Here is an 11,303-nt window from a genome sequence, read left to right as displayed (position 1 = left end):
AAAATGAGTTATTTGAAAAGTTATCGAGTTGTACCAAATTCGGAAAAGACCCCCAAAGTTACTGTTTTTTTATTAACAATGTTGAAAAAGGGCGTTTATTTTGGCAAAAGCGCCCGTCGGAACCGGTTTTATCAGAAGAAAAAATGTAAATTTGTCTGCGGCCGGAAGATTTATCTCTTCCAGGCCGAACTATATGGACTGTCGTGCGGGACGTTTGTCCGGACGATATCGTGTTGTTATGTATAAACCTAAAAAGACCAAAACAGAGATGAAGACCGGCTTACTCTCCTTGTGCTGCGCGCTGATGCTGTTTGCCTCCTGCGGCAAACGGATTCCGAAGTCCGATGCAGTCGCGATTGTTCCCAAACCCGTTTCCGAACAGCTTTCGGACAGCACGTTCGACCTGACCAAACGCACCCGTATCCGGTTGCTGGCCGACGATTCGACGCTGCTGCGTTCGACCGACTTTTTTAACGGCGTGGTATCAAAGGCCTTTGGCAAGGGTCTTTATGTCGCCCAAGGCGGACAGGCGCAAAAAGATGCGATCAATGTACGGCTGGACGATTCACTTCCCTCCGAGGGTTATACGCTCTTAATCACACCCGATAGCATCGATATTGCCGGAGGCTCTCCTGCCGGGGTATTTTATGCGTTCCAGAGCCTGCGCCAGCTGCTGCCTGCAGCCGCCCTGGCGGGCGAACGGGCCCGGGTGATCGAACTGCCTGCGGTCGAAATTCGGGACGAGCCTCATTTCGCTTACCGCGGTGCGATGCTCGATGCTTGCCGCCATTTCTTCAAGCCGGATGAGGTTAAGGAGTACCTCGATCTACTGGCATTGCACAAGATCAACCGTTTCCACTGGCATCTGACCGATGATCAGGGTTGGCGCATTGAGATCAAAAAATATCCCGAATTGACTACGGTCGGTTCGGTACGGGAGAAAGATTTGCTCACGAACGTACTCGACACTGTGCGTAAATTCGACGAAAATCCTTACGGCGGCTTCTATACGCAGGACCAGATCCGCGATATCGTGAAGTATGCCGCCGACCGTTTTATTACCGTTATCCCCGAAATCGAAATGCCGGGGCATGCCACTGCCGCACTCGCCGCATATCCTTATTTGGGTTGTGTGGGTAAAGATTATAAAGTGACGACGCTTTACGGCATTCAGGAAGACGCGTTTTGCGCCGGAAAAGACAGCACGTTCGGTTTCCTCGAGGATGTACTCAGCGAGGTGATCGATCTTTTCCCGTCCGAATATATCCATATCGGCGGCGATGAGTGTATGAAGAACCGCTGGAAAGAGTGCCCGCACTGCCAGCAGCGGATCCGGGACGAACATTTGAAAAACGAGACAGAGCTGCAAAGCTATTTCGTGCACCGGATCGACCAGTTCATGAGCTCGAAAGGGCGCAGGATTATCGGATGGGACGAGATTCTCGAGGGTGGCGACCTCTCCCGTAATGCCGCTGTTATGTCGTGGCGCGGCACGCAGGGCGGAATCGCCGGTGCCAAACGCGGCAACGAAGTGGTCATGTCGCCTTATACATACTGTTACCTCGATTATTACCAGACGGCCGACACCGCCGGAGAACCGCTCGCCTACGGCAACTGCCTGCCTGTGGACAGTGTTTATAAATTCGATCCTTATGCCGGTCTGACCCCTGCCGAACAGAAATATATCCTCGGCGTGCAGGCTAACCTTTGGACCGAATATATCCGTGATCTCGATTACCTCGAGTATATGACGCTGCCGCGTCTGGCGGCGATTGCCGAGATCGGTTGGACTTACGGCGGGAAGGATTATGCGGACTTCAGCGACCGGATGCATTCGCTGGCGAAAGTATACGATGCCGAAGGGTATAAGTACGGTAAGCATATGTTTGTTCCGGAGACCGGGAAAGTTCCCGAAAGCGCCGGCGGCGGCACCGGCGCAACAGGCTCGGCTACCGGGATCGCAGAGTAATTACAAACAGGTCAGGAATGTTCCCGTTGCGACTTTGGATCGGCAGCGGGAACAACCGGTTTTTAACTGAGGTTGCCGGAAAGCCGTAGCTGCCGACGGGCGCCAGTCCGGAACCGGCGGCGGGTAAATTTTCGGACTGGATAAACACGCGATGTAATCGAACCGCGGTTGTCGGCAAACGGGCTAATAAAAAGTTATGTATAAAACGTTAAGCGAATATATTGCGGCGTTGGAACGCGCGGGAGAGCTGGTACGGATCAATGTTCCGGTCGATCCCGTATTGGAAATCGCCGAGTTGACCGACCGTGAAGCGAAGAGTCCCGGCGGAGGGCGTGCGCTGTTGTTCGAAAATACCGGGACTCCGTTTCCGGTGCTGACCAATATGATGGGTTCGGACCGTCGTATTGCCATGGCGCTCGGTGTGGAGTCCGTGGATCTGCTGACCGGCCGTATCGAGGAGCTTTTTGCGGCGCTGACTTCACCGAGGCCCGACCTGTTCGACAAGTTACGGATGCTGCCGTTGCTGGGGCGCATGTCACGCTGGCTTCCCCGGGAAGTCAAGGGCCGCGGGGTGTGCCAGCAGGTCGTTTTACAAGGCGATGCCGCGCGGTTGGACCTGTTGCCCGTGCTGAAATGCTGGCCGCAGGACGGAGGGCGTTTCGTGACGCTGCCGTTGGTGCATACGCTCGATCCGGATACGGGAGTGCGCAATGTGGGCATGTACCGGATGCAGCTTTTTTCGCCGCAGACGACCGGAATGCACTGGCACCTGCACAAGACAGGCGAGCGTCATTACCGGGCTTACCAGAGACTCGGAAAGCGGATGCCCGTGACGGTCTGTCTGGGCGGTGATCCGGCCTATACGTATGCGGCGACCGCGCCCATGCCCGACAATATGGACGAATACCTGTTGGCGGGCTTCCTGCGTGAGCGGCCCGTCGAACTGGTAAAGTGCGTGACCAATGACCTGCGCGTGCCGGCCGACTGCGATATCGTCATCGAGGGATATGTCGACCCTTCAGAGGAGAAGGTGATCGAAGGTCCTTTCGGCGATCACACCGGCTTCTATTCGCTCGAAGATTACTACCCGTTGTTCCATGTAACGGCGATTACCCATCGGCGGGGAGCGGTTTATCCGGCCACGATCGTCGGTGTGCCGCCGCAGGAAGATGCCTATATTGCGAAAGCGACAGAAAAGATATTTCTGGTACCGATCCGGGCGGCGATGCTGCCCGAGGTACGCGACCTGTGGATGCCCGAAGCGGGCGTTGCACACAACATTGCAGTGGTCGATATCCGCACCGATTATGCCGGGCAGGCGCTCAAAGCGGCCAGTTCGCTGTGGGGCGCGGGACAAATGATGTTCAATAAATTTATGGTGGTGACGGCTTCCGGCCGTCCGGTACGCGACGTGGCCGCACTTGCCGATCTGCTGCGCCGGATACGGATTCCTGACGACCTGATGTTTTCACGCGGTCCGCTTGATGTGCTCGACCATGCTGCGCCCGAGACAGGCCTCGGCGGCAAACTGATGTTCGATGCGACGGGTGTCGATCCCGCCGCTCCGCTCGAGACCGTGCAGCTGCCGTTCCCGTTCGAACTTTCGGACGGTATCGTGCGGGTCGATTACGCGCTTTCCGAATCGTGGAGGGTATTGCTGCTGTCCGCGCCCCGGGGTGTCCGGCCCGATGTATTCGCTTTCCTGGAGAAAAACCGGGTCGAAGGAATCAAATATGTGATTTTGCTCGACGAGGAGGTGGATACTTCGCGACCGGGGGATGTGTTGTGGATCGCCTCATCGGACTGTGATCCGTCGCGTGATGTGACGATACGGGACGGCGTCGTGCTGTTCGACTGTCGGTCGAAAGCGGGCGGCGTGAACGGGTTTTCGCGGCGGTGGCCCAATGTGGTCGCCTCATCGCCCGAAACGATCGCGCGTGTCGACGGTCGCTGGAACGAATATGGCCTTGGGAAGTTCATGCTATCCCCATCGCTGCATTACAGCAGGCTGCAGTACGGAGAAGGAGCTGCGGTACCTGCCGGTGGGCCGCTTCCTGGAAAAACGACAGAGGATACCCATGCGGAGAGCGGCGGTTCCTGTCGGAATCCGAAACAGAATCCGTCGGGTTAAACTGATAACTATTCAAAGGACATGAACGACTTGATCCTCTCGTTACCCCCTCGATCCCAATCCCCCCGATTGAGGACCTCACTCCTACGCAGGAGCCGGTTTGCTATGCGGTTGTTGGCTGTCGTGTCGTATTTCGCGTTTTTTTGTAGTGGAACCGCTGTTGCCCGGCAGGGTTATACCAATCCGGTCCGCGATTCGAACGGGGATATGGTCCGGGTGGCCGACCCGTTCGTCTACCGCCATGGCGGGGTTTACTACCTGATCGGTACGACCCGTCAGCACAACGGGTTCGACTGTTATACTTCGCCTGACCTGGTGCATTGGACTTTTGCAGGCGCCGCTTACACGAAGCCCGACGGACATTACGGTACCGGGTCGTTCTGGGCTCCCGAGGTGAAATATTACAACGGTAAATTTTACCTGACTTACAGCGCTTACAATCCCGTTAACCGCAAATTGCTTTCGTCGTTGGCCGTGAGCGACCGGCCCGAGGGTCCGTACAAAGACCTGTATGCTCCGTGGTTCGATTTCGGTTACAGCGCGATCGACTGCCACCTGTTCGTCGATCGCGACAAGGCGCATACGCCTTACCTTTTTTTCAGCCGCAACACGTCGATTCCCGGCTTCGCTTCGGGTGAAAATTATGTGGTGCAGCTGACGCCCGACCTGTCGGGATTCGTCGGCAGGCCGCAGATGATCTCGCAGGCCTCCCAGGAGTGGGAAATGGTCGACTGGGCCCACTGCCGCGGCAATGAGGGTCCGTTCGTCTTTTATCGCAAGGGACGCTATTACATGACCTATTCGGCCAACAATACCGGCTACTCCCATTACGGCGTCGGTTATGCCACTGCCAAACATCCGCTGGGTCCGTGGCTGAAAGCCGATGAAAATCCGATCCTCACCACCGATCTTTCCAAAGGCGTATCGTCGCCAGGACACAATTCGATCGTTGCGTCTCCCGATGGCAGCGAGATGTTCATCGTTTATCACCGCCATGCCGATCCCGAGGGGACAAGACCGTCGTTCGACCGGGTGGTTTGTATCGACCGGATTTTTGTCGACCGGCAGGGTCGGTTGAAAGTGCAGGGACCTACCTCGACTCCGCAACCGATGCCTTCGGGTGCGGAGTGAAGAAGTATATGCCATGCACGAGCGAATGGGATGACCGATAGTGAAAACGGTCCTTTCCGGGAAAAAGGGAATCAAACCTGACTAAAACTGATATCTGAATGATGAAACAGCTATTGCGCACGGCGTTTTGCCTGCTCTTGGGGTCCGCACTTTTCGCCTGCGGCCCGACCAAAGAGCCGCTGACGCGCCAAACCCTCGAGGCAGGGTTCGTGACGCCGCCCGACTCGATCCAGACCAGCGTCTATTGGTACTGGATGTCGAATAACCTCAGCAAGGAAGGAGTGGTAAAGGACTTACAGGCGATGAAAAAAGCGGGAATCAACCGTGCGTTCATCGGCAATATCAAGGATGGCCGTATTCCCGACGGGCCGGTTAAAGTCTTTTCCGACGAGTGGTGGGATATCCTGCACACGGCGTTGAAGACCGCCGGGGAATTGGGTATCGATATCGGTATTTTCAATTCTCCCGGCTGGAGCCAGTCGGGCGGCCCGTGGGTCAAACCCGAACAGGCGATGCGTTACCTGGCTTCGTCCGAAACCCACGTTACGGGACCCCAACGGCTGGTAGCGAAGCTGCCCCAGCCGAACGAACTGTTTCAGGATGTCAAGGTGATCGCCTATCCGGCGCCTAAAGACGCCGGGGTAAAGATGGCCGCCCGAATCGTGTCGCAGCCGCAGGTGGCCGGGATAGGAAACCTGACCGATGGCGATGCGACTACCTCGGTCGTACTTCCTGCGGCCGGGACGCTGACGATCGACCTGACCCCTCCGGAACCGTTTACCGCCCGCGCCCTGATCGTACGTCCGACGATTAAGCCCCTTGAAGCCGCCTGCTCGCTGCAGGTAAAAGAGGGTGACGGCTATCGCACGGTATCCGATTTCAAGATCGACCGCCGTTCTTCCGAATCGCTGACTGTCGGTTTCGACCGTGCCGCGCCTGTCGTGATTTCGATTCCGGCTACGACCGCTTCCGATTTCCGGCTGATTGTGCAGAACACCGGCCAAGAGAGCGCATTGAACGAAATCGAACTTTCGGCTGCTCCGCGCGTGGAACGTTACAGTGAAAAAACGCTGGCCAAAATGTACCCCGCGCCGCTGCCCTATTGGCAGGAGTACCAGTGGGCGGCCCAGCCGGCCGTGGAAGATTCGGCGCTGCTGATTTCTCCCGCTTCGGTCGTGGATATTTCGCAGTATCTGGCTTCGGACGGTACGCTGACCTGGAACGTTCCCGAAGGAGAGTGGGTGATCCTGCGCACCGGCATGACGCCTACCGGAACGACGAACAGCCCTGCGCCGCCCGAAGCGACCGGCTATGAAACCGACAAGATGAGCAGGCCGCATATCGAGGCGCATTTCGACAATTTTATCGGACAGATTCTCGAGCGTATCCCTGCGAAGGACCGCAAGGCATTCAAGGTGGTGGTCGAGGATAGTTACGAAACCGGCGGCCAGAATTTTACCGATGATTTCCTCGAATCGTTCCGGAAGCGGTACGGCTATGATCCGCTGCCTTACCTGCCGGCTTATTACGGTTATGTGGTGGAATCGCCCGAAGCATCGGACCGTTTCCTGTGGGATGTGCGCCGTCTGGTGGCCGACCGGGTCGCTTACGACTATGTGGCGGGCCTGCGCGAGAAGAGTCATAAGTATGGTCTGACCACCTGGCTCGAGAATTACGGCCATTGGGGATTTCCCGGCGAGTTTTTGCAGTACGGCGGCCAGTCCGATGAAATCGGCGGCGAGTTCTGGGCCGAGGGCGATCTGGGGAATATCGAGAACCGTGCGGCGATCTCGTGCGGACATATTTACGGAAAAAACAAAATTTCGGCCGAATCGTTTACTTCGTTCCAGCACGAGTTTGAGCGCCATCCGGCGGTGTTTAAGTACCGCGGAGACCGTTTTGCCGCCGAAGGGATCAACAACAACCTGCTGCACGTTTGCATTTCGCAGCCTTATGATTCGCTGCCGGGTATCAATGCATGGTTCGGGATCGAATTTAACCGAGGGAATACGTGGTTCTCGCAGATGGACCTCTTCACGACCTATCTCAAGCGGTGCAATTATATGCTGCAGCAGGGATTGAACATTGCCGATGCGGCCTATTTCATCGGCGAAGATACGCCGAAAATGGCCGGGGTGCTCGACCCCATGATTCCGGCAGGTTATCAGTACGACTTTATCAATGCCGAAGTGATCGAGCGCGATATGAAGGTCGTGGATGGATTGCTGACATTGCCGCACGGCACGCAATACCGGATTCTGGTATTGCCCAAGCTCGAAACGATGCGGCCCGAGCTGTTGAAAAAGATCAAACAACTGGTTGCCGACGGCGGTGTAGTACTCGGTCCCCCGCCGACCCACTCGCCGAGTTTGCAGAACCAGCCTGCTGCCGATGCCGCCGTAACGGAGATGGCGGCCGAGCTGTGGGGCGATGTGGACGGTGTGAAGGTTAAATCGGCCAAATACGGCAAGGGGATGATTCTCAATGGCCTGACGATGCAGGAAGCGTTCGGACTGATCGAGTGTGCACCGGACTGTCAGTTGCCCGAGGGTGTTCCGGTCCTGTACGGCCACCGCCAGGCGGGTGATATCGATATTTATTTCATTACGAACCAGAGTGACAAGCCGTTGCAGGTGGCACCCGTGTTCCGTGTGGGCGGCAAGCAGCCGGAGCTGTGGCTGCCGACCACCGGTACGACGCGCAAGCTTCCCGATTTTACGCAGCAAGAGGGAACGACGACCGTTCCGCTGAACCTCGACAGTTATGAAAGCGTGTTCGTCGTTTTTGCCGAACCTGTCAAAGCGGGTAAATCCCCTAAGGTGGGATCCGTGACGAATTATCCGTCCCCGGCGTTGCTGACCGAGATCAGCGGCCCGTGGAACGTATCGTTCGACCAGAAGATGCGGGGCCCGGTGAATCCGGTCGTGATGCCGCGTTTGCAGCCTTGGAACGAAATGCCTAACGATTCGGTTAAGTATTATTCGGGGACGGCGGTATATACCACCGGGTTCGATCTGGTCAAACTTCCGGCGAACGAACGGATATTGCTCGATCTGGGTAAATTGTCCGCGATGGGTAAGGTCTATGTCAACGGGCAATATGCCGGAGGCGTATGGACGACCCCGTACGAGCTCGATATTACGCAGTGGGTGAAAGAGGGGCGCAACGACCTGCGTGTTGAGGTGGTCAACACGTGGGTAAACCGCCTGATCGGCGATAGCCGCCTGCCTGCTTCGCAGCGCCGTACCTGGACTGTGGTCAACCCGTGGCGTCCCGATTCGCCGCTGCAAACTTCCGGTTTGCTCGGGCCGGTGCGGGTGACAGCCGTGGCGTACGAGCAATAAAACTAAACGGGACGGACCGTTTGCAATAGTTTTGTAATCCGGGTCGCTTGACTTGGATGTTAATGGAAAAAGAGGAGCTCATTCATTATGACGAGCTCCTCTTTTTCTGATTGTATTGATGAAAACTCTCCGCTGCAGATCCTTGCCGGATGACGGGCCTCCGGAGCGATCTTCGGAAGCGGAATATTGCGGTTACTGGTTTTGCTGTTTGTATGCGTCGGCTTTTTCTTTCATGCGGACCGCGCGTTTTTCGCTGTCGGGATGCGACGCGAACATCTTTTGGATCGCATTGGCCTTATCTCCCCCCGATTTGGAAAGTTCCACGAGTTTGTTCAGCGCATTCGACATCGCATAGGGATCGACGTTGTTCGCAATGCAGAAATCGAAAGCGTAATCGTCGGCCTGGCTCTCCTGTTTTTGCGAGAACTGTGCGCTGGTGAAAGCGGTGGTCAGTTCCCCCAATTGGGAATTCGAGAGTTTCGCGGCGGTGCTTCCTTCTACCGATCCGGCAGCGTTGCGCGCGGCCGAGGCGAGATAAGCGTTTTTCATCGCATCTTTCACGTCGGTATGTACGACATGGCCGATTTCGTGGCCGATGATCGCCATCAGCTCATCGTCGGTCATCAGGTCCATCAGCGAGCTGAAGACCCGGATGCTGCCGTCCCCGCAGGCAAAAGCGTTGACATCTATGACATCGTATACTTTGAAGTTGAGGGGCAGCCCGTCCACCTGGATGTGCTCGGTCAGTTTTTTCAGCCGTGCGCCGTATTCGGTCGTCTCGTCGGCAACCGGATTGTTTTCGTCCATCCAATCCACAGCCTCTTTGCTGAGCCGCGCGATATCGGCGTCGGAAAGCGTGATCGCTTTCACTACGTCGCTGCCGGCCTGAATGGCTTTGGCGGCATTGATATTACGGCCGCCGATGCGGATTTGTGCGGAAAGATCGGTATGCAGGGCCGTCAGCAACAGCGCTGCAGAGAACAAAAAAATATGTTTCATCTCTGGAAATTGGGTTAGCGGATTTGAATAAAGGTGTTTATTTTATTCGGCTGACACAGAGGTTGCAGGCGTTACGGACGTCTCTTTTTTCAGGGTTTCGTAGAATGCTGCGTACGCCGTATATATATAGGGAATCAGCCACAGGTAACCGATGCCGAACGTAATCGAGGCGAGAATAGCCCAGCCGATAAAGCTCAGTGACAGCAGGAACAGGTCCATTTTGTGACCGTCCATCATTTTCTGGCTGGCGGTGATTGCATCGCCGGCGGTCATTTCCGGGTTTTCGCGCAGGATGTAGAAGGTCATCGAATAGGAATAGGCCTTGATGATGCCGGGGATGACCAGCAGCAAGGTCCATAGCAGCGTATACACGAAAACGAGCAGGACAGCTCCGACCGTACGTGCGTACTGTTTGAACGGAGCGAAGAGTGCTCCTGCCTCGGGAAGTGTGCCTTTCGTAAAGAGGTCCCAACAGGCGTATAGCATGCCGATTGCGACGATGGATGCTCCGCCCAGATAGGCGATCAGATAGAGCAGTGCATTGACCCGTGACAAAGAAACGGCAACGCCGAGCAGAATGCAAAAAACGAGCGATGTAACCACGGCGGGTGTCCATTTGCCTCTTAAGGCCTCGTAGGCTTGGTTCCGGAGAACGGTAGGTCTGAAATTTTCGGTCATAATCTTTAATGTATTGGGTGAATCGAATATGTGTTCAGGTTATATGGCGTTTGCAGTTTAAAGTCAGAGGCTATTGGTAAAATATGTTTGTGTCGCGTGTCCGCAGTGCTGAATGGTGCTGCAAAGATAAAGGATTCCGGGTTAACGGCGTTCGCCGGGATTGTCGGCCGGTTTCGACAGAAATTTCCGGATTTCGCTGATCTCTTGCCGGAGTTGTTCGATGTCCCGGCTCACGGCATCGTGCCGCTCCGGGATATTTGCGGACAACAGGCACTTGACTTCCCATATTTCCGCGATTTCATGTTCCATTAGATTGCGGTCGGGATATTGTCCTTTGTCGGGATTGTCGCACGTGCAGGCGATGAATTGGTAGTCGCCCAGCCGGTTCTTGATTCGGCTCAGGTGCGGATTCCCTCCGGTATCGATGACCAGGTAGAGCTGTCTCTCCCGAATCTCAGGCCAGTCGTTGCGTCCGACCTGTGCCGTTACGACGAAATCCCCCTCCCGAAGTGTCGGGGCCATGGCTTCTCCGCGTACCCGGATACATTTGTGCGGCCCCTCTCCGATCACCCCGGCCGGAAGGCGCAGGATCGGCGGTAGTTTCCGCGGGGCATCCTCCGACCTTTCGGAATTCTCTGCCGCAGTTTCGAGCGTTTCGACCTGCAGTTCGTCAGGCAGGGCGCCGTCGCGCGTGCCTTCGTAGAGCAGGCGGTTGTCATTTACACGGATGACGCGATAGGTGAGGTTGCCGTAGCCGGCCGGAACGGTCGTTGGAGAAACAGACCTTCCAGCGTCGGGTGCGGTGGCTGCCGGATTGCCGCTTGTCAGCATGTTGCCGTTGCCGGTGAGCAGCCAGACGGGATTGATATCCGGATATGCGGATAGAATATTCTCTAATTTGTCGGTGCCGATCGCACCGTTGTTCTTGAGCGCTTTGCCGAATGCGGCGTTCGACATTCCTGCTTCCCGTTCGAAAGCGGCGATGGTAATGCCTTTCGCGTCGATATATTGTTTCAGTCGCTCTAAAATCATCCGAAATTAGTAAAAATTC

7 protein-coding genes are annotated in these 11,303 nt (G+C 56.0%); 4 read left to right on the top strand and 3 right to left on the bottom strand.

Annotation, left to right across the window (positions count from 1 at the left end; translation table 11 throughout):
• Positions 1-268 precede the first annotated feature (268 nt).
• The 4 genes from NQ495_RS06990 to NQ495_RS06975 all read left to right on the top strand — a co-directional run bounded on the left by NQ495_RS06990 (position 269) and on the right by NQ495_RS06975 (position 8,575).
• Entirely contained in the window at positions 269-1,969 is a 1,701-nt protein-coding gene (locus tag NQ495_RS06990; RefSeq protein ID WP_009133666.1) for a beta-N-acetylhexosaminidase, read from the top strand.
• Between the two features lie 196 nt (positions 1,970-2,165).
• Entirely contained in the window at positions 2,166-4,100 is a 1,935-nt protein-coding gene (locus NQ495_RS06985) for a menaquinone biosynthesis decarboxylase (protein WP_009133667.1), read from the top strand.
• Positions 4,101-4,205: 105 nt separating this feature from the next.
• Entirely contained in the window at positions 4,206-5,231 is a 1,026-nt protein-coding gene (locus tag NQ495_RS06980; RefSeq protein ID WP_187118320.1) for a glycoside hydrolase family 43 protein, read from the top strand.
• A gap of 98 nt (positions 5,232-5,329) precedes the next feature.
• Entirely contained in the window at positions 5,330-8,575 is a 3,246-nt protein-coding gene (locus NQ495_RS06975) for a glycosyl hydrolase (protein WP_009133669.1), read from the top strand.
• A gap of 192 nt (positions 8,576-8,767) precedes the next feature.
• Here NQ495_RS06975 and NQ495_RS06970 read toward each other — a convergent pair whose 3' ends face one another.
• From NQ495_RS06970 to NQ495_RS06960, 3 genes are all read right to left on the bottom strand, one after another.
• Positions 8,768-9,574: a M48 family metallopeptidase gene (locus tag NQ495_RS06970; RefSeq protein ID WP_009133670.1), complete on the bottom strand. Its 807-nt coding sequence runs from the start codon at positions 9,572-9,574 to the stop codon at positions 8,768-8,770.
• A 42-nt stretch (positions 9,575-9,616) separates the two neighbouring features.
• Complete coding sequence (locus NQ495_RS06965) at positions 9,617-10,252, bottom strand: DUF975 family protein (protein WP_009133671.1); 636 nt, start codon at positions 10,250-10,252, stop codon at positions 9,617-9,619.
• Positions 10,253-10,393: 141 nt separating this feature from the next.
• Entirely contained in the window at positions 10,394-11,284 is an 891-nt protein-coding gene (locus tag NQ495_RS06960; protein ID WP_009133672.1) for a helix-turn-helix transcriptional regulator, read from the bottom strand.
• Positions 11,285-11,303 lie beyond the last annotated feature (19 nt).

It is taken from the genome of Alistipes indistinctus YIT 12060 (assembly GCF_025144995.1).
GTDB classification, from domain to species: domain Bacteria; phylum Bacteroidota; class Bacteroidia; order Bacteroidales; family Rikenellaceae; genus Alistipes_A; species Alistipes_A indistinctus.
Note: the sequence above shows the minus strand (reverse complement) of the source record. Positions and strands in the feature narration are given on the sequence as shown.